This window comes from Exiguobacterium aestuarii, assembly GCF_020171655.1.
Classification (GTDB): Bacteria; Bacillota; Bacilli; order Exiguobacteriales; family Exiguobacteriaceae; genus Exiguobacterium; species Exiguobacterium aestuarii_A.
Genome location: NZ_JAIVAC010000006.1, coordinates 1 through 16,123 on the forward strand (window position 1 = coordinate 1; position 16,123 = coordinate 16,123).

The 16,123-nt window shown below is 46.9% G+C and carries 27 protein-coding genes; all 27 read right to left on the reverse strand.

Features of this window, described 5'->3' with window-relative positions:
* Positions 1 to 386 precede the first annotated feature (386 nt).
* The 27 genes from LCM29_RS14350 to rplN all read right to left on the reverse strand — a co-directional run bounded on the left by LCM29_RS14350 (position 387) and on the right by rplN (position 16,107).
* Positions 387 to 1,022 (reverse strand): KinB-signaling pathway activation protein, encoded by a 636-nt coding sequence (locus LCM29_RS14350; protein ID WP_224863680.1) that lies wholly within the window; start codon positions 1,020 to 1,022, stop codon positions 387 to 389.
* An 11-nt stretch (positions 1,023 to 1,033) separates the two neighbouring features.
* The gene (locus LCM29_RS14355; RefSeq protein WP_074032486.1) at positions 1,034 to 2,065 is read right to left on the reverse strand and encodes a P-loop NTPase; all 1,032 of its coding nucleotides are present in this window, start codon (positions 2,063 to 2,065) and stop codon (positions 1,034 to 1,036) included.
* A gap of 134 nt (positions 2,066 to 2,199) precedes the next feature.
* Positions 2,200 to 2,592 carry a 30S ribosomal protein S9 gene (gene rpsI, locus LCM29_RS14360; protein WP_012727644.1) on the reverse strand — a complete coding sequence of 131 codons (393 nt, stop codon included), beginning with the start codon at positions 2,590 to 2,592 and terminating at the stop codon, positions 2,200 to 2,202.
* Positions 2,593 to 2,617: 25 nt separating this feature from the next.
* A complete protein-coding gene (rplM, locus tag LCM29_RS14365; protein WP_026824852.1) occupies positions 2,618 to 3,055 on the reverse strand; it encodes a 50S ribosomal protein L13 in 438 nt (145 codons plus the stop codon).
* A gap of 143 nt (positions 3,056 to 3,198) precedes the next feature.
* On the reverse strand, positions 3,199 to 3,939 hold the full coding sequence (truA, locus tag LCM29_RS14370; RefSeq protein WP_224863682.1) for a tRNA pseudouridine(38-40) synthase TruA: 741 nt from the start codon (positions 3,937 to 3,939) through the stop codon (positions 3,199 to 3,201).
* Positions 3,936 to 4,727 carry an energy-coupling factor transporter transmembrane component T family protein gene (locus LCM29_RS14375; protein WP_214876983.1) on the reverse strand — a complete coding sequence of 264 codons (792 nt, stop codon included), beginning with the start codon at positions 4,725 to 4,727 and terminating at the stop codon, positions 3,936 to 3,938. The genes truA and LCM29_RS14375 overlap by 4 nt, the downstream gene beginning before the upstream one ends.
* Complete coding sequence (locus tag LCM29_RS14380; protein ID WP_224863684.1) at positions 4,724 to 5,602, reverse strand: energy-coupling factor transporter ATPase; 879 nt, start codon at positions 5,600 to 5,602, stop codon at positions 4,724 to 4,726. Before LCM29_RS14380 ends, LCM29_RS14375 begins: the two co-directional genes overlap by 4 nt.
* The gene (locus LCM29_RS14385; protein ID WP_074032463.1) at positions 5,578 to 6,414 is read right to left on the reverse strand and encodes an energy-coupling factor transporter ATPase; all 837 of its coding nucleotides are present in this window, start codon (positions 6,412 to 6,414) and stop codon (positions 5,578 to 5,580) included. The genes LCM29_RS14380 and LCM29_RS14385 overlap by 25 nt, the downstream gene beginning before the upstream one ends.
* Before the next feature lie 69 nt (positions 6,415 to 6,483).
* On the reverse strand, positions 6,484 to 6,837 hold the full coding sequence (gene rplQ, locus LCM29_RS14390) for a 50S ribosomal protein L17 (RefSeq protein WP_012727650.1): 354 nt from the start codon (positions 6,835 to 6,837) through the stop codon (positions 6,484 to 6,486).
* A gap of 24 nt (positions 6,838 to 6,861) precedes the next feature.
* Positions 6,862 to 7,806 carry a DNA-directed RNA polymerase subunit alpha gene (locus LCM29_RS14395; protein WP_012727651.1) on the reverse strand — a complete coding sequence of 315 codons (945 nt, stop codon included), beginning with the start codon at positions 7,804 to 7,806 and terminating at the stop codon, positions 6,862 to 6,864.
* A 92-nt stretch (positions 7,807 to 7,898) separates the two neighbouring features.
* Positions 7,899 to 8,294, reverse strand: a complete 396-nt coding sequence (rpsK, locus tag LCM29_RS14400) for a 30S ribosomal protein S11 (protein ID WP_012727652.1) — start codon at positions 8,292 to 8,294, stop codon at positions 7,899 to 7,901.
* Positions 8,295 to 8,310: 16 nt separating this feature from the next.
* Entirely contained in the window at positions 8,311 to 8,676 is a 366-nt protein-coding gene (rpsM, locus tag LCM29_RS14405; RefSeq protein WP_012727653.1) for a 30S ribosomal protein S13, read from the reverse strand.
* Between the two features lie 19 nt (positions 8,677 to 8,695).
* Complete coding sequence (gene rpmJ, locus LCM29_RS14410) at positions 8,696 to 8,809, reverse strand: 50S ribosomal protein L36 (RefSeq protein ID WP_003156543.1); 114 nt, start codon at positions 8,807 to 8,809, stop codon at positions 8,696 to 8,698.
* A 30-nt stretch (positions 8,810 to 8,839) separates the two neighbouring features.
* Positions 8,840 to 9,058 carry a translation initiation factor IF-1 gene (gene infA / locus LCM29_RS14415; protein ID WP_021066622.1) on the reverse strand — a complete coding sequence of 73 codons (219 nt, stop codon included), beginning with the start codon at positions 9,056 to 9,058 and terminating at the stop codon, positions 8,840 to 8,842.
* A gap of 105 nt (positions 9,059 to 9,163) precedes the next feature.
* Entirely contained in the window at positions 9,164 to 9,922 is a 759-nt protein-coding gene (gene map, locus LCM29_RS14420) for a type I methionyl aminopeptidase (protein ID WP_214749789.1), read from the reverse strand.
* Entirely contained in the window at positions 9,919 to 10,569 is a 651-nt protein-coding gene (locus LCM29_RS14425; RefSeq protein WP_012727656.1) for an adenylate kinase, read from the reverse strand. Before LCM29_RS14425 ends, map begins: the two co-directional genes overlap by 4 nt.
* 79 nt (positions 10,570 to 10,648) lie before the next feature.
* On the reverse strand, positions 10,649 to 11,938 hold the full coding sequence (gene secY / locus LCM29_RS14430; RefSeq protein ID WP_214697130.1) for a preprotein translocase subunit SecY: 1,290 nt from the start codon (positions 11,936 to 11,938) through the stop codon (positions 10,649 to 10,651).
* Positions 11,938 to 12,378: a 50S ribosomal protein L15 gene (gene rplO / locus LCM29_RS14435; protein WP_012727658.1), complete on the reverse strand. Its 441-nt coding sequence runs from the start codon at positions 12,376 to 12,378 to the stop codon at positions 11,938 to 11,940. The genes secY and rplO overlap by 1 nt, the downstream gene beginning before the upstream one ends.
* Positions 12,379 to 12,409: 31 nt before the next feature.
* Positions 12,410 to 12,595, reverse strand: a complete 186-nt coding sequence (gene rpmD / locus LCM29_RS14440) for a 50S ribosomal protein L30 (protein WP_012727659.1) — start codon at positions 12,593 to 12,595, stop codon at positions 12,410 to 12,412.
* A 15-nt stretch (positions 12,596 to 12,610) separates the two neighbouring features.
* Positions 12,611 to 13,111 carry a 30S ribosomal protein S5 gene (gene rpsE, locus LCM29_RS14445; RefSeq protein WP_012727660.1) on the reverse strand — a complete coding sequence of 167 codons (501 nt, stop codon included), beginning with the start codon at positions 13,109 to 13,111 and terminating at the stop codon, positions 12,611 to 12,613.
* Positions 13,112 to 13,131: 20 nt separating this feature from the next.
* On the reverse strand, positions 13,132 to 13,494 hold the full coding sequence (gene rplR, locus LCM29_RS14450) for a 50S ribosomal protein L18 (protein WP_074032453.1): 363 nt from the start codon (positions 13,492 to 13,494) through the stop codon (positions 13,132 to 13,134).
* Between the two features lie 34 nt (positions 13,495 to 13,528).
* Positions 13,529 to 14,068 carry a 50S ribosomal protein L6 gene (rplF, locus tag LCM29_RS14455; RefSeq protein WP_012727662.1) on the reverse strand — a complete coding sequence of 180 codons (540 nt, stop codon included), beginning with the start codon at positions 14,066 to 14,068 and terminating at the stop codon, positions 13,529 to 13,531.
* A 33-nt stretch (positions 14,069 to 14,101) separates the two neighbouring features.
* On the reverse strand, positions 14,102 to 14,500 hold the full coding sequence (gene rpsH, locus LCM29_RS14460) for a 30S ribosomal protein S8 (RefSeq protein ID WP_012727663.1): 399 nt from the start codon (positions 14,498 to 14,500) through the stop codon (positions 14,102 to 14,104).
* A 31-nt stretch (positions 14,501 to 14,531) separates the two neighbouring features.
* Positions 14,532 to 14,801, reverse strand: coding sequence for a 30S ribosomal protein S14 (gene rpsN, locus LCM29_RS14465; RefSeq protein WP_012727664.1), 270 nt, complete (start codon positions 14,799 to 14,801; stop codon positions 14,532 to 14,534).
* 20 nt (positions 14,802 to 14,821) lie between these two features.
* Positions 14,822 to 15,361, reverse strand: coding sequence for a 50S ribosomal protein L5 (gene rplE / locus LCM29_RS14470; RefSeq protein WP_012727665.1), 540 nt, complete (start codon positions 15,359 to 15,361; stop codon positions 14,822 to 14,824).
* A 32-nt stretch (positions 15,362 to 15,393) separates the two neighbouring features.
* Positions 15,394 to 15,702 (reverse strand): 50S ribosomal protein L24, encoded by a 309-nt coding sequence (gene rplX / locus LCM29_RS14475; protein WP_074032448.1) that lies wholly within the window; start codon positions 15,700 to 15,702, stop codon positions 15,394 to 15,396.
* 36 nt (positions 15,703 to 15,738) lie between these two features.
* On the reverse strand, positions 15,739 to 16,107 hold the full coding sequence (gene rplN / locus LCM29_RS14480; protein WP_026824839.1) for a 50S ribosomal protein L14: 369 nt from the start codon (positions 16,105 to 16,107) through the stop codon (positions 15,739 to 15,741).
* Positions 16,108 to 16,123: the final 16 nt, after the last annotated feature.

The following is a 16,123-nucleotide window of genomic DNA, read 5'->3' on the forward strand; positions in this document are numbered from 1 at the left end:
TCGTCCTGAGCCAGGATCAAACTCTCCAAAGAATTTGATATAGCTCTTAAATTGACGAAGCTTGCGCTTCATTCAAAAATTGTAAAACTTATTTTTGCCTCATCGTTCAGTTTTCAAAGACCAATCGTTGTCGTGTTAGCGACTTTTTAATAATAGCGATTTGACTTGTGAAAGTCAACTACTTTTTATTATTTTTTTCGCTTTCTGATTATCGTTTCGTGAACAACATCAGCGACGTTTATTAATATATCAGCATCCTAAAAAACCGTCAACTGTTTTTCTAAAAAAACTTTATTTTTTTCTATTAACATCACTAAAAGAAAAAAACAGTCGTGGATCAACCCCTGACAAGGAGTAATCCACGACCGCTCGATCGTTAGGATGACTTAGAAGACATCTGTTTTTTTTGTTTTCTTCTTTGCTGTTTCTGATGAAGTCGGCTCTGCAACTTGTCCAGTCTGTTGGAAACGATGAAGCATCAATACTTGATAGGCGTTCGCAAACACGAGTGTCGCGAGTGCTGGCCAAAGTAATGGGATTTCATCAGTTGTTTGAAGCGCTGGAATCCATTCGATTAACGTAATCACCGTCATCAAGAAGAGTGTCGGAATGAAAGCACTCATATTCGTTTGTTTCGCCTTACTTGCAGCAACTACCCAAGCGACAATTAATAGCACAGCCATCTCACCGATATAACGCCACATATGATCGTTCCCAAATGCGAGCATTCGTAAATAAACGGCATCAAAGATTGCAAAAGCAATCAGCAATACTTGAACACGATTCCATAGACGTGGTCCTCTAAACAAGTCGAGACCGACTCGGTGGATGATTAAATAGGCGAAGAAGCCCATCATGCTGATCCCGGTCCATGTACTCGAGTAACTAAGCGCCGTGACAATTGCCTCCCAGGACTGACTGACCAAATAACCCGGGTTCGCCAATAAATTCATCAGGAACCCAAACAACGTCCCAAAAACGAGCGTTGTCCAAAACAAACGTAAAAAACCTTGTACTTTCATCTCTCACCGATTCACCCTTCTATTTGTTGAATGACTGCTTGCGCCAACTCATCATACGTATGCTCAAACGGATGCCCATCACGATACACAGATGGTGCAAAGTCTTCTTCGTTGTCATACGGTTGACCGAGTGGGATTTGAGCGAGGAGTTTACTCTTCAGTGCTTCTGAGAGTTTTTCTCCACCACCATACCCAAATACATATTCTTTCTCGCCTGTGACCTTACTTTCGAAGTAAGCCATGTTCTCAATGATGCCTAACACTTTATGGTTCGTTTTAATCGCCATTGCTCCTGCACGGGCAGCAACGAAGGCTGCTGTAGCATGAGGTGTCGTCACAATCAACTCTTGACATGATGGGAGCATAGAGTGGATATCGAGCGCGACATCTCCTGTTCCTGGTGGTAAGTCGAGCAATAGATAGTCAAGGTCTCCCCACTCCACATCATTAAAGAAGTTGTTGAGCATCTTCCCGAGCATCGGTCCGCGCCAGATAACAGGTGCATTATCTTCAACGAAGAAGCCCATCGAGATGACTTTTACACCAAATCGCTCAACTGGAATGATTTTTTCTCCACGAACGACTGGACGTTCTTCGATTCCGAGCATATCTGGAACGCTGAAACCGTAAATGTCCGCGTCAATCAATCCAACTTTCTTCCCAGCACGTGCAAGCGCAACCGCTAAGTTGACGGATACTGTCGACTTCCCTACGCCACCTTTACCTGAAGCGATAGCGATAAATGTCGTTCCTGAATTTTCACGAAGGATTGCTGGCTTCGTTGCCTCCTTCAAACTTTCATCGTTCAATGCTTCAAAGCGAAGCCCGACCGTCTTAAAGCCTTTCCCCTTGAGCAATGTGACGATCTCTTGTTGTAACTGAAGCTGTTCCCCGCTCCCTGTTTGTCCGAGTGCCACTTTCACACTGACGTAATCTTCTTTAATGCGGATGTCTTTGACTCCCGCTGTATCTCCAAGCGTTCGGTTGATTGTTGGATCAACGAGCCCCGCCAATTCCTCGCGTACTTGCTCTACTGTAAGCATATCGCTTCCCCCTTATAACTGTTTCGATATCAGTATATCAAAAAAAGCGTTTTCTTGACGGCTTTGGAATCGACTAATTCAAACAAAAAACTCTCCACCCGAAAGGATGGAGAGTTCGAACCACTTCGCGAAGATTAACGCTTCGAGAATTGTGGTGCGCGACGTGCTGCTTTAAGACCGTATTTTTTACGTTCTTTCATACGAGCGTCACGAGTTAAGAAGCCTTTTTCTTTGAGGCTTGGACGGAATTCTGGGTCCGCTTGAAGAAGCGCACGTGATACGCCGTGGCGAATCGCTCCAGCTTGTCCAGTGTATCCACCACCGTTAACGTTAACGATTACATCGTATTTACCTTCTGTTTCAGTCAATACGAGTGGTGATTTAGCCATCATGATCAAAGTCTCATGACCGAAGTATTCTGAGATATCGCGGCCATTTACAACAACTTTACCGTCACCTGCAACGAGGTGAACGCGAGCCACCGAGTGTTTGCGGCGGCCTGTTCCGTAGTAACGTACATCTGCCATCGTTTAGTTCCTCCCTGTGTCTCGATTAACCGCGAAGTTCGTAAACTTCTGGTTTTTGTGCTTCATGCTTGTGTTCAGTTCCAGCGTAAACGTGGAGTTTGTTGAATTGTTGACGACCGAGTGATCCTTTTGGAAGCATCCCTTTGATCGCGAGTTCAAGCATACGCTCTGGACGTTTTGCGAGAAGCTCTTTTGCAGTTTGTGATTTCAAACCGCCTGGATGACCTGAATGACGGTAGTAGATCTTGTCATTCAATTTGTTACCAGTCAATTTGATTTTCTCAGCGTTGATGATGATGACGTGGTCTCCGCAATCAACGTGTGGTGTGAAAGTCGGCTTGTGCTTACCGCGAAGAAGTGATGCTACTTCACTAGTCAAACGACCGAGTGTTTTGCCTTCTGCGTCGATAAGGAGCCATTTGCGTTCTACTTCAGATGCTTTAGCCATGAATGTTGTGCGCATGTGGAATACCTCCTAAAATGTCTGTTCACTTAATTTTTTTGATGCTTTATCATAATCCTAGTTTACGGGGCTAAGATTGTGGTTCATCTCTAAATTTGAAAATGAAATGCCAATGAATATAATACGATTTTATAGAGGGAATGTCAATCTACTTTTTCATAATTCACATTCCACAAATACAAACCGTGTGGAGGCGCGGTAATCCCCGCCATACGGCGGTCTTTCGCTTCCAGCATTTCGGTGATGTCAGCCGGCTCATATTTGCCTCTCCCTACCTCAATAACCGTCCCTACCATAATACGTACTTGATTATATAAGAAACCAGAACCGACGAAACGGAATACGATCTCATCCCCCATTTCGAACACTTCTGCTTCATAGATCGTACGGACACGGTCCTCGACTTCCGCCTTTGTCACAGAGAACGATGTAAAGTCGTGGGTGCCGACTAGCTGCTCCATCGCCTCACGCATTCGATCAAGGCTAAGGTCATACGTCACCGTGGTAGCGTAGTGCCTTCTGAATGGATCCTCGGTCTTACGGATATGATAGCGATACTCTTTTCGCTTCGCCCCATATCGAGCGTGGAACCCAGTGTCCGCTTCTTCTGCTTGTTTGACGAGGATGTCGTCCGGCAACATCGCATTCAACGCTTTAACAAACCGCTCCGCCGGCATCTGTAACGAAGTGTCAAAATGAATCACTTGTCCTAAGGCATGGACACGAGCGTCTGTACGACCTGAGGAGACAATTTTGACGGGGTGACGATGCATTCGTGTGAGAACTGCCTCAATCTCCGCTTGAATCGTATTCCCATTTGGCTGTACTTGATATCCCGCGTAGTGTGTCCCGTCATAGGCAACTGTCAGTTTAATCCGTCTCATCCAATCCCTCTCAATCCAAACAATATGAGTGTTAACGCGACAAAGATCAGCAATACTGCTGTATCACGCGTCTGCCACTCCATCTCACGCAACCTTGTCCGTCCTTCACCTCCACGATACCCACGTGCCTCCATCGCCGTAGCAAGGTCTTCAGCGCGCTTAAACGCCGAAATGAACAATGGAATCAATAAGGGAATGACTCCTTTTAAACGAGACTTCCATGGACCGCTCATCAAATCAACCCCTCGTGCTTGTTGGGCTTTCATGATTCGGTCTGTCTCGTCTGCAAGAGTTGGTAAGAAGCGAAGCGAGATCGATAACATCAAGGCAATCTCATGTGCCGGTACACGAATCCGCTCAAACGGTCGCAGACCCGCTTCAATCGAATCGGTCAATTCCATCGGTGTCGTCGTCAATGTGACGAGTGTCGTTAACATGACGAGATAAAAGAACCGGAGCGAGACAATCAGTCCCATCCGAATCCCTTCTGAGTAAATGGCAATCGGGCCAAATTCAAAAAGGAGTGTCCCGTCACGATTAAATAATAACTGCAAGATCAACGTGAAGACGATCAAGAAGAGAATCATCCGTAACCCATTCCATAAATAACGCCACGATAGTTGTGATAGTTTCACCGCAAATAACGTGAACGCTAGTAGAAATAAGTTCGTCCATAAGTTATCCGCTAAAAACACGACCGGGATAAATCCTAAAATAAAGAGTGTCTTCGCACGGGCATCGAGTGAATGGAGCCAGGAATGACCCGGTATATATTGACCAATAATCATATGGCTCCCCCTCTCAAGTGCTCTGCGATCCAATCCGCTAATTCGGCCTCCGTTCGTACGAGTGGAGTGACCGCTTCCCCAAAAACCGGTGCTAGATCACGGGCGAATCGGAGAACGTGCGGGATATCAAGCTGGAGACGACGTACGAGAGCTTCATCCTGAAACAACTCAAACGGATCGCCATCGAACGCTACCTGTCCACGCTCCATCACGACGACGCGTTCGGCGTAAGTGAGCACGTCATCCATATCGTGAGAAACGAGAATCAGCGTTAGATTCAGCTCTTCTCGTAATCGTTTAAATAATGCCAGCATATCTCGTCGGCCAATCGGATCGAGACCAGCTGTCGGTTCGTCGACGATGAGGACGTCGGGACGGCTCGCTAAGACGCCCGCAATCGCGACGCGACGCATTTGCCCCCCAGAAAGGTCGAATGGGGAACGGTCCCATAGTGATTCATCCAAACCGACGAGACGAAGTGCCTCATGGGCACGCTCTTTTGCTTCGGCATCTGTCGCGCCAAAGTTGCGCGGACCGAACATGACGTCGCGTTCGACCGTCTCTTCAAACAATTGGTGCTCAGGATATTGAAAGACGAGCCCAACGCGACGCCGAAGCGGCAAGAGATTTTGTTTTTTATCACGACGCGTTCGAATCGGTGTGACCGTGATATCATCGACCACGACACGTCCATCAGTCGGTCGTAATAAGCCGTTCATATGTTGAACGAGTGTTGATTTCCCCGAGCCCGTATGCCCAAGAAACGCAACAAGCGCTCCCGACGGAATGGTTACATTCACATCGCGCAGCGCGGTTCGTTCAAACGGAGTATTCATTTGATATTGATATGTTACTTCTTCAATGCGTATCGGCATAGATGGTTCACCAACTCCGAATGTTGTAGCATCAGACGATCGAGTGGAATGCCACGTGCCTTCAGTTCGAGTTGCATCCGGACAATGAACGGGACATCCAATTGAATGTCACGAAGCTGATCGGGATGTTGAAACACGTCTTCGGGTGTACCGGTCATCGCAATCTTACCTTTCGATAATGCAATGATACGGTCGGCAAACAACACTTCGTCGAGCTCGTGTGTAATGGCGACAACGGTCATCCCTTCTGAGACGAGTTGTCTTACCGTTTGTAATACCTCTTGTCGCCCAATTGGGTCGAGCATCGAGGTCGCTTCATCGAGCACGAGGACACGCGGGCGCATTGCGAGAGCTGCAGCTATCGCAACGCGCTGCTTTTGTCCACCGGATAACTGATGCGGTTCACGGTCCGCTAGTTCCGATAATCCAACGCGCGCTAGACTGTCATCAATTCGACGAACCATTTCTTGACGTGGAAGTCCCATGTTTTCGAGAGAAAATGCCACATCATCGCGCACGGTCGCCCCGACAAATTGATTGTCGGGATTTTGAAAGACGACCCCGATCCGAGTTCGAACGTCCCACACGTCTGCGGCGTTCGATGGATCGAGTGTCTCGACGCGGACTTCCCCCTGTTCAGGAATAAGAAGTCCGTTCCACAACTTCGTCAGTGTCGACTTACCAGAACCATTATGGCCGACAATCGCAAGCCATTCCCCTTTATATACATCGAGCGACAGGCCGTTAAGTGCCGGCTCAGACTGTCCAGGGTAATGAAATACGACGTCCCGTACCATAATTTGCGATTCCATAGGTCGGCTCCTTTCTGATGTGGAAACAGGGCAATACGTCACCGCATGCCCTGTTGACTGCCTAATGAATTAGACGAGTTCGATGATTACAACTTCTGCACCATCACCGCGGCGTGGGCCGACTTTCATGATGCGCGTGTATCCACCTTGACGTTCAGCGTAGCGTGGAGCCACGTCTTCGAACAATTTTTGGATTGCGTCTTTTTCTCCAGCGTTCTCCTTACGAACGAATGAAGCTACTTGACGACGGGCATGAAGATCGCCACGTTTCCCAAGAGTGATCAATTTTTCAACGACTGGGCGAAGTTCTTTCGCTTTTTGTTCAGTTGTTTGAATGCGCTCGTTGATGATTAGGTCAGTTGCAAGATCACGCAAAAGCGCCTTGCGTTGCGAGCTTGTACGGCCAAGTTTCGAATAAGCCATTACATTTCCCTCCTTCGGTTGAACTTAGTCTTCTTTACGCAAGCCCAAACCGAGTTCGTCCAACTTGTGTTGAACTTCTTCGAGTGATTTACGTCCGAGGTTACGAACTTTCATCATCTCTTCCTCTGATTTGTTTGCGAGTTCTTGAACAGTGTTGATGCCAGCGCGCTTCAAGCAGTTGTACGAACGAACTGAGAGATCGAGTTCTTCAATCGTCATTTCGAGTACTTTTTCTTTTTGGTCTTCTTCTTTCTCGACCATGATTTCTGCGTTGAGAGCCTCATCTGTCAAACCAACGAAGATGTTCAAGTGTTCAGTCAAAATTTTCGCTCCTAATGATACAGCTTCTTCCGGACGAATTGAACCATCTGTCCACACGTCTAATAAAAGCTTATCAAAGCTAGCGTCTTGACCGACACGTGTTTTATCTACTTCGTAGTTCACGCGTTGAATCGGTGTATAGATCGAATCGATTGGAATGACCCCAATCGGCATATCATCACGTTTGTTATCTTCTGCCTGGACGTAACCACGACCACGGCGAGCAGTCAAACGCATGCGAAGCGTCGCATTGTCAGCGAGAGTCGCGATGTGGAGCTCAGGATTCAAGATTTCAACGTCGCTATCATGGGTAATGTCTGCCGCAGTGACAGCACCGGCACTTGAAACGTTAATCTCAAGCGTTTTCTCTTCTTCCGAGTACACTTTGAGTGCTAACTTCTTGAGGTTTAGTACGATTTGAGTAACGTCTTCGACGACACCGTCAATCGTAGAGAACTCGTGAAGCACGCCATCGATTTGAACCGCTGTTACCGCTGCACCTGGGAGCGATGACAATAGAATTCGACGTAGTGAGTTACCGAGAGTAGTGCCATATCCACGTTCAAGCGGTTCTACTACGAATTTACCAAACGTAGCGTCCTCGCTGATTTCGACCGTTTCGATCTTTGGTTTTTCAATCTCGATCATCTGAACCCCTCCTTGAGTATATCCTGCCGTGCAGTTTGAACTGCTAAAGTATAAGCTGTCGTGCTAGGTAAACCCCTCACACGTTCAAGCGATTATACGCGGCGACGTTTCGGAGGGCGGCAACCGTTGTGCGGAACTGGAGTTACGTCACGGATTGCAGTAACTTCGAGACCAGTAGCTTGGAGCGCACGGATAGCCGCTTCACGTCCAGCACCAGGACCTTTAACGTTAACTTCTACTGTACGCATACCGTTGTCCATTGCAACTTTCGCTGCAGTTTCAGCAGCCATTTGTGCTGCGAACGGAGTCGATTTACGTGATCCTTTAAATCCAAGGTTACCAGAAGTAGCCCATGAGATCGCGTTACCTTGCGTGTCAGTGATTGTAATGATTGTGTTGTTGAATGTAGAACGGATGTGTACCACACCGACTTCAACATGTTTTTTAACTTTACGTTTAGAACGTACGTTTTGCTTACGTTTCGCCATTGTTCAATTCCCTCCTTTACTTCTTCTTGTTCGCTACTGTACGGCGTGGGCCTTTACGAGTACGCGAGTTGTTCTTCGTGTTTTGACCGCGAACAGGGAGACTACGGCGATGACGGATACCGCGGTATGCGCCGATCTCGATCAAACGTTTGATGTTAAGTGAAACTTCACGACGAAGGTCACCTTCAACTTTGATTCCGTCAATTGCTTCACGGATACGGTTGAGTTCATCTTCAGTAAGGTCGCGTGTGCGTGTCTCTTCAGAAACGTTAGCAGCCTTCAAAATTTCTTGTGCTTTTGTTTTACCAATACCATAGATGTATGTGAGCGAAATAACGATACGTTTTTCGCGTGGAATATCTACACCAGCAATACGTGCCATGTGTGCACCTCCTCTGAAATTAACCTTGTTTTTGTTTGTGTTTCGGGTTTTCGCAAATTACCATTACTTTACCCTTACGGCGAATAACTTTACATTTTTCGCAAATCGGTTTTACCGACGGTCTTACTTTCATGAGTATACCCTCCTCCTGGAAAAATCGGAGTTACTTATAACGGTACGTAATCCGCCCGCGAGTCAAGTCGTATGGAGACAACTCAACAGTTACGCGGTCACCTGGAAGGATCCGAATGTAGTGCATCCGAATTTTCCCTGAGACGTGCGCGAGCACCGTGTGGCCGTTTTCTAACTCCACTTTAAACATTGCGTTCGGAAGTGGTTCGACAACAGTGCCTTCCACTTCAATGACATCTTGTTTCGCCATCATTTATTCCCCTTTCTATATGAAGATCTTTAGGAGCACAGACGATCTATTGCCATCTACTGTGAGAGAAGGATCCAGAATGGATCAGTATGAAACAATAGAGCCTCATTCACCGGAATCGAGTTTCGTTAAAATCTCGTATCCATCGTCTGTGATGGCGATGGTGTGCTCAAAGTGGGCGCACATGCTACCGTCCACTGTGACAACTGTCCAGTTATCAGCCAGTGTTCGAACATAGCGTTGACCAGCATTAACCATTGGTTCAATAGCTAACGTCATCCCAGTCTTCAGGCGCGGCCCTTTCCCCGGTGGACCATAGTGTGGAATTTGCGGTTCTTCATGCAAATTTTGTCCAACACCATGACCGACGTATTCGCGGACGACAGAAAAATCGTGTGATTCAACATATGCTTGAATCGCATGTGAAATATCTGTCAATCGCCCTCCAGCCTTGGCGTGCTCCAATCCTTTATACAGACTTTCTTCGGTTACGTCAAGTAGCCGCTGTGTCTCTTCTGAGATTGTTCCCACTGGATAAGTCCAAGCGGAATCTCCATGGTATCCATTATAGTAGGCACCGATGTCGATTGAGATAATATCTCCATCGTTCAATACCCGTTTTCCTGGAATGCCATGAACAAGCTCTTCATTCACCGAAGCGCAAACACTACCGGTAAAACCGTTATAGCCTTTAAACGATGGCGTCGCACCTTGGCTGCGAATGTAATCTTCCGCAATCTGGTCGAGCTCAAGCGTCGTGATTCCTGGTTTTATGTGCTGTTTGAGCACCTGGTGCGTTCGAGCAACAATTTGCCCAGCCTCACGCATAATCGCAATTTCACGAGGCGTCTTCGTGATGATCATTCAGTATCACCGAGTAATGCTTTGACATCGGCATATACGACATCGATTGGACGATCTCCATCCAATGTACGAAGATACCCTTTTTCAGCGTAAAAGTCAATGAGTGGTTTCGATTGCTCGATGTTGACGTCAAGGCGACGGCGAACCGTTTCCTCTTTATCGTCTTCACGTTGCATGAGAGCCGACCCATCCACATCACAGATGCCTTCCACTTTTGGTGGGTTGAAGATCACGTGATATGTCGCACCACATGTTGGGCAGATCCAACGACCTGTCAAACGTGGAACGAGAATTTCCGCATCCACATCGATGTTGACGACGTGGTCAATCTGTTTCCCCAAATCTTTAAGCAAACTTTCGAGTGCCTCTGCTTGAGCAACAGTACGCGGGAATCCATCAAGTAAGAAACCTTTTTCAGTGTCATCTTGGCTAAGACGTTCGCGTACGATTCCGATTGTTACCTCATCCGGTACGAGTTCGCCTTTATCCATGAACGACTTGGCTTCTTTACCGAGTGGCGTTCCGCCTTTGATTGCCGCACGAAACATGTCGCCTGTCGAAATGTGAGGGATTTGGTACTCTTCTACGATTTTAGCAGCTTGAGTCCCTTTCCCAGCACCCGGTAAGCCCATGAGTACTAGATTCATCTCGGTTAGCCTCCAGTTTTGATTTTCACGAAGGGCTTGTAAACACGACAGGAAGGAAGGGTCAACCCTTCCTTCCGCTTTAACGGATAAAGCCTTTGTAGTGTCGTTTTACAAGTTGACTCTCGATTTGTTTCATCGTTTCGAGGGCTACCCCGATGACGATCAATAAGCTCGTTCCTCCGATTTGAACGGAAGTTGGAAGACCGGCAAGCTTAATGAAGATTGTCGGCATGATCGCCACGAGCGATAAGAAAATCGCTCCGAAGAAAGTCAATCGATACAGCAACTTCGTGATGTACTGTTCTGTTTGCGCCCCAGGACGAATCCCAGGAATATAACCACCTTGCTTCTGCAGGTTTTCTGCCATCTGTTCCGGGTTGACCTGAACAAATGTATAGAAGTAAGAGAACGCAATGATTAACGCAACGTAAATCGACATTCCGATTGGCGCCGTCGTGTCAAAGTACGTCTGTAATTTTTGCGTTGTCTCTGGAGAAGCAATGAAGCTTGCAACAGTTGGTGGTGTTACCATGAAGGAAATCGCGAAGATAACCGGGATAACACCTGCAGCGTTTAGTTTGATTGGCAAGTGCGTCGACTGACCGCCCACTGGGGTACGGTTTGCCGTGCGTTTTGCATATTGGATTGGAATTTTGCGTGCCGCTTGTTGAACATAAATGATCCCAACCGTCACAGCCAAAATGACAAGGGCCAATACAACCAAGTAAACGATGTTAATGAACAATGCATCTCCAGCGTTTTGGAGTTTTGTTTCATAAATCTGCGTAAAGATTCTTGGGAACCCAGCGACGATACCAGCGAAGATAATGATGGAAATACCATTCCCAACACCTTTCTCCGTTGTCATCTCACCAAGGAACATCAAGAACGCTGTACCCGCAGTGAGTACAATCGCGATCACAAAGTAAGTTGCCGTTCCCCATGTTTCATTGACGAGACCTGGGTAGAGGCGGTTAAATCCAAACGACAACGAAGTCGCTTGGACAAAGCCTAAGATGATCGTCCCATAGCGCGTGACCGTCGCTAACTTTTTACGGCCCGCCTCTCCTTGTTTTGCCCATTCGGCAAACTTTGGAACGACGTCCATTTGTAAAAGTTGCACAACGATCGATGCCGTAATGTACGGCATGATCCCCATTGCGAACAAGGAGAAGTTCTGTAAAGCATTTCCTCCAAACAAGTTCAAGAAGTCAAGAAGACCTCCTGAGTCAAAACGCAACACATCCGTATTCACCATCGGCACCGGGATATGAGCCCCGATGCGGAAAATGATGATGATTGCGAGTGTGAAGAGAATACGCTGTCGAATATCTTTCACGCGCCACATATTGGAGATCGTCTGAAACATCAGATCACCTCAACTGTACCGCCAGCTGCTTCGATTGCTTCTTTCGCTGCACCCGAGAACTTGTTGGCTTTTACAGTCAATTTAGTTTCAAGCTTGCCGTTAGCAAGGACCTTGATTCCGTCTTTAGCAGAGCTGACTACACCAGTCTCGATTAAGAGTTCTGGAGTAACTTCAGTACCTGCTTCGAAACGGTTAAGCGTGTCTAGGGAAACAACCGCGTACTCTTTACGAGTTGGGTTGTTGAAACCGCGTTTTGGAAGACGACGGTAAAGTGGGTTTTGTCCACCTTCGAATCCTGGACGAACGCCACCGCCCGAACGAGCTTTTTGACCTTTGTGTCCACGGCCAGAAGTTTTACCGTTACCAGTCGCCATACCGCGACCGACACGGTTACGTTCGTGACGTGAACCTGGAGTTGGCTTCAATTCATGGAGTTTCATAGTGGCACCTCCTTATTTATTAAAATCTTTATTATTCGTTGATTTCTTTTACAGTCACAAGGTGCGACACTTTATTGATCATACCGCGCATCGCGACGTTGTCTGGGACAACGACCGTTTGATGCATTTTGCGAAGACCGAGTGTACGTACAGTAACACGCTGACCTTCCGGACGACCAATTGTGCTGCGTGTGAGGGTGATTGCGAGTTTCGCCATGTCTAGTTCCCTCCCTTAGTTAAGAAGTTCTTCTACGCTTTTACCACGTAGTTTAGCAACTTCCTCTGCTTTTTTGAGCTCAGTCAAGCCCTGTACCGTCGCTCGGACGATGTTGATCGGTGTGTTTGAACCTAACGATTTCGAAAGGATGTCACCTACACCTGCAAGTTCGAGCACCGCACGAACTGGACCACCAGCGATAACCCCAGTACCTTCAGAAGCTGGTTTCATGAATACACGACCTGCTCCGAATACTCCTGTGATTTCGTGTGGAATTGTTGTACCAACCATAGGTACTTGTACCATGTTTTTCTTAGCGGCTTCAATAGCCTTGCGAATCGCTTCTGGCACCTCTTGTGCCTTACCTGTACCGAAACCGACGTGACCATTTTTGTCACCTACGACTACGAGAGCAGCAAAACGGAAGCGGCGGCCACCTTTTACGACTTTCGCGACGCGGTTTACGGTAACAACGCGTTCTTCAAGTTGTTCCATGTTAACGTCTAACTGGCGCATCGAGTGTCCCCTCCTTTTTATTAGAATTTAAGACCTGCTTCACGAGCTGCTTCTGCAACAGCTTTGACGCGGCCATGATAGAGGTATCCACCACGGTCGAACACAACTGTGTCGATACCTTTCTCGAGTGCACGTTCTGCAGCAAGTTTACCAACAGCTTTCGCTGCTTCAACGTTACCGCCATTTGTAAGATCGAGAGCTTTATCTTTCGAAGATGCAGACACAAGCGTTGTTTGTGCTGCGTCATCGATAAGTTGAACGTAAATGTGCTTGCTCGAACGGAATACGTTCAAACGTGGACGAGCTGCTGTCCCCGAGATCGTACGACGTACGCGAGCATGACGTTTTTTACGAACTGCATTTTTATCTGCCTTTGTGATCATTTATGCCACTCCTTTCCGTTCATTTCGTGACGAATTACTTACCAGTCTTACCTTCTTTACGGCGAATACGTTCATCAGAGTAACGAACACCTTTACCTTTGTAAGGTTCTGGAGCACGGTACGAGCGGATTTGAGCAGCAACGTGACCGACGCGCTCTTTGTTAATCCCTTTTACGATGATTTGCGTGTTTGAAGGAACTTCGATTTCGATACCTTCCTCAGCAACGTACTCGATTGGGTGCGAGTAGCCGAGGTTGAGGACGAGTTTGTTACCTTGCTTCGTAGCACGGTAACCAACCCCCGAGATCTCAAGTGTTTTTTGGAATCCGTTCGACACACCTTGTACCATGTTGGCAATAAGGGCACGTGTCGTACCGTGAATTGTGCGGCTTTCTTTCGATTCGTCTGGACGAACAACCGTCAATTCGTTCTCTTCAACTTTGATTTCCAATGCCGGGTTAGCTGAAAGCGAAAGTTCACCTTTAGCACCTTTTACTGTGACCGTGTTGTCATTAGCAACTGTTACAGTAACGCCAGCAGGAATCGTAACTGGTTTTTTACCAATACGTGACATTGATTACACCTCCGTTCTTGTTAGAAAAGTGACTTACCAGATGTAGGCGATCACTTCGCCGCCGACTTGTTGTTGGCGAGCTTCTTTATCAGTCATAAGACCTTTAGATGTCGAAAGAACTGCGATTCCGAGTCCTCCGAGTACTTTAGGCACTTCATCAGCTTTTGCGTATACGCGAAGACCTGGTTTCGAAATACGTTTGAGACCAGTGATTACACGTTCGTTGCTTGCTCCATATTTAAGGAAAAGACGAAGTGTACCTTGTTTAGCGTCCTCGATATATTCAACATCGCGAATGAAACCTTCACGCTTAAGGATTTCAGCGATCTCACGTTTAATGTTCGAAGCTGGAAGCTCCATTTTTTCATGGCGAACCATGTTAGCGTTACGGATACGTGTAAGCATATCTGCAATAGGGTCTGTCATTACCATGCGATGTACCTCCTTTCACACTGTTAGTGGATTACCAGCTTGCTTTTTTAACACCAGGGATTTGACCTTTGTATGCAAGATCACGGAACTTGATACGGCTGATCCCGAATTTACCCATGTAACCATGCGGACGACCTGTGATGCTGCAACGGTTGTGCAAGCGTACAGGTGACGAGTTACGTGGCAATTTGCTGAGTCCGATATAATCGCCTTCAGCTTTCAACTTCGCACGCTTTTCAGCGTACTGGGCAACGAGTTTCTCGCGTTTAAGTTCGCGATTCACCATTGACTTTTTAGCCATGTTGTCGACCTCCCTCTAGATTATTTTTGGAATGGCATACCGAGAAGTGTGAGCAATTCACGTGCTTCTTCGTCTGTGTTTGCTGTTGTAACAACAACGATGTCCATACCGCGTACTTTAGATACTTTATCGTAATCGATCTCAGGGAAAATAAGTTGCTCTTTCACGCCAAGCGTGTAGTTACCGCGTCCGTCGAATGCTTTCTTCGATACACCGCGGAAGTCACGTACACGTGGAAGTGAAACAGTTACCAATTTGTCGAGGAAATCGTACATACGCTCGCCACGAAGTGTAACCTTCGCACCGATTGGCATACCTTCACGAAGCTTGAAACCAGCGATTGATTTCTTCGCTTTCGTTACGAGTGGTTTTTGACCTGAAAGAATTGTTAATTCTTCAACTGCCATGTCAAGTGCTTTCGAGTTCGAAACAGCATCACCTACACCCATGTTGATGACGATCTTTTCGATTTTCGGTACTTGCATGACCGAGTCATAGTTGAATTTATCCATCATCGCTTTCACGATGTCGCTTTTATACTTCTCTTGCAAACGGTTCATAGTCGAATGGACCTCCTTTCGTCACGTTCTTCTTATTTATCGAGTGATTCGCCCGATTTCGCGACACGAACTTTTTTACCATCGACTACTTTGAAACCAACACGAGTTGGTTTGCCAGTTTTAGGGTCGAGTGGCATTACGTTCGAGACGTGAATTGGTGCTTCGATCTCAAGGATCCCGCCTTGTGGATTCGCTTGTGAAGGTTTTGAGTGTTTTTTCATCACGTTTACGCCTTCAACCACTACGCGGTTTTTGCTTGGCATAGCTTTGAGGATAACCCCTTGCTTGCCTTTATCTTTACCAGACATTACCTGGACTGTATCGCCTTTTTTAACATGCATCGTTTGCGCACCTCCTTATAGGATTGAAATTGGAAATTAAAGTACTTCCGGTGCCAACGAAACGATCTTCATGAATTCTTTTTCACGAAGTTCACGTGCAACTGGCCCGAAGATCCGTGTGCCGCGTGGGCTCTTGTCATCTTTGATAATGACTGCTGCGTTCTCATCGAAACGGATGTACGAACCATCTTTACGACGAGCGCCGCGTTTTGTACGAACGACAACTGCTCTGACAACGTCACCTTTTTTAACAACGCCACCTGGTGTTGCTTGTTTTACCGTAGCGACGATAACGTCACCGATGTTTGCAGTCTTACGACCAGAACCACCGAGAACCTTAATTGTCAACAGTTCACGCGCGCCAGAGTTGTCTGCTACTTTCAAGCGAGATTCTTGTTGAATCATGCGAGTGTACCTCCCT

What these genes read in the sequence shown, in the direction of transcription:
- rpsK (WP_012727652.1), bottom strand. Translation starts at nt 8,294, where the DNA reads ATGGCGAAACGTAAGCAAAACGTACGTTCTAAACGTAAAGTTAAAAAA.
- rpsH (WP_012727663.1), bottom strand. Translation starts at nt 14,500, where the DNA reads ATGGTAATGACAGACCCTATTGCAGATATGCTTACACGTATCCGTAAC.
- rplQ (WP_012727650.1), bottom strand. Translation starts at nt 6,837, where the DNA reads ATGGCTTATTCGAAACTTGGCCGTACAAGCTCGCAACGCAAGGCGCTT.
- LCM29_RS14350 (WP_224863680.1), bottom strand. Translation starts at nt 1,022, where the DNA reads ATGAAAGTACAAGGTTTTTTACGTTTGTTTTGGACAACGCTCGTTTTT.
- infA (WP_021066622.1), bottom strand. Translation starts at nt 9,058, where the DNA reads ATGGCGAAACAAGATGTCATTGAAGTGGAAGGCACTGTTGTCGAACCA.
- LCM29_RS14355 (WP_074032486.1), bottom strand. Translation starts at nt 2,065, where the DNA reads ATGCTTACAGTAGAGCAAGTACGCGAGGAATTGGCGGGGCTCGTTGAT.
- rplE (WP_012727665.1), bottom strand. Translation starts at nt 15,361, where the DNA reads ATGAACCGTTTGCAAGAGAAGTATAAAAGCGACATCGTGAAAGCGATG.
- LCM29_RS14375 (WP_214876983.1), bottom strand. Translation starts at nt 4,727, where the DNA reads ATGATTATTGGTCAATATATACCGGGTCATTCCTGGCTCCATTCACTC.
- rpsI (WP_012727644.1), bottom strand. Translation starts at nt 2,592, where the DNA reads ATGGCAGATGTACGTTACTACGGAACAGGCCGCCGCAAACACTCGGTG.
- LCM29_RS14385 (WP_074032463.1), bottom strand. Translation starts at nt 6,414, where the DNA reads ATGGAATCGCAAATTATGGTACGGGACGTCGTATTTCATTACCCTGGA.
- rplR (WP_074032453.1), bottom strand. Translation starts at nt 13,494, where the DNA reads ATGATCACAAAGGCAGATAAAAATGCAGTTCGTAAAAAACGTCATGCT.
- rpmJ (WP_003156543.1), bottom strand. Translation starts at nt 8,809, where the DNA reads ATGAAAGTAAGACCGTCGGTAAAACCGATTTGCGAAAAATGTAAAGTT.
- rplN (WP_026824839.1), bottom strand. Translation starts at nt 16,107, where the DNA reads ATGATTCAACAAGAATCTCGCTTGAAAGTAGCAGACAACTCTGGCGCG.
- secY (WP_214697130.1), bottom strand. Translation starts at nt 11,938, where the DNA reads ATGTTTCAGACGATCTCCAATATGTGGCGCGTGAAAGATATTCGACAG.
- LCM29_RS14380 (WP_224863684.1), bottom strand. Translation starts at nt 5,602, where the DNA reads ATGCCGATACGCATTGAAGAAGTAACATATCAATATCAAATGAATACT.
- rpsN (WP_012727664.1), bottom strand. Translation starts at nt 14,801, where the DNA reads ATGGCTAAAAAGTCAATGGTGAATCGCGAACTTAAACGCGAGAAACTC.
- rpsE (WP_012727660.1), bottom strand. Translation starts at nt 13,111, where the DNA reads ATGCGCCAGTTAGACGTTAACATGGAACAACTTGAAGAACGCGTTGTT.
- rplO (WP_012727658.1), bottom strand. Translation starts at nt 12,378, where the DNA reads ATGAAACTCCATGAATTGAAGCCAACTCCAGGTTCACGTCACGAACGT.
- rplM (WP_026824852.1), bottom strand. Translation starts at nt 3,055, where the DNA reads ATGCGCACAACATTCATGGCTAAAGCATCTGAAGTAGAACGCAAATGG.
- LCM29_RS14425 (WP_012727656.1), bottom strand. Translation starts at nt 10,569, where the DNA reads ATGAATCTAGTACTCATGGGCTTACCGGGTGCTGGGAAAGGGACTCAA.
- rplX (WP_074032448.1), bottom strand. Translation starts at nt 15,702, where the DNA reads ATGCATGTTAAAAAAGGCGATACAGTCCAGGTAATGTCTGGTAAAGAT.
- map (WP_214749789.1), bottom strand. Translation starts at nt 9,922, where the DNA reads ATGATCATCACGAAGACGCCTCGTGAAATTGCGATTATGCGTGAGGCT.
- rplF (WP_012727662.1), bottom strand. Translation starts at nt 14,068, where the DNA reads ATGTCACGTATTGGTAAAAAACCAGTTACGATTCCTGCTGGCGTTACT.
- truA (WP_224863682.1), bottom strand. Translation starts at nt 3,939, where the DNA reads ATGAGACGGATTAAACTGACAGTTGCCTATGACGGGACACACTACGCG.
- LCM29_RS14395 (WP_012727651.1), bottom strand. Translation starts at nt 7,806, where the DNA reads ATGATCGAGATTGAAAAACCAAAGATCGAAACGGTCGAAATCAGCGAG.
- rpmD (WP_012727659.1), bottom strand. Translation starts at nt 12,595, where the DNA reads ATGGCGAAACTCGCAATCACCCTCACACGCAGCACAATTGGTCGTCCG.
- rpsM (WP_012727653.1), bottom strand. Translation starts at nt 8,676, where the DNA reads ATGGCACGTATTGCTGGTGTAGATATTCCACGCGAAAAACGTATCGTT.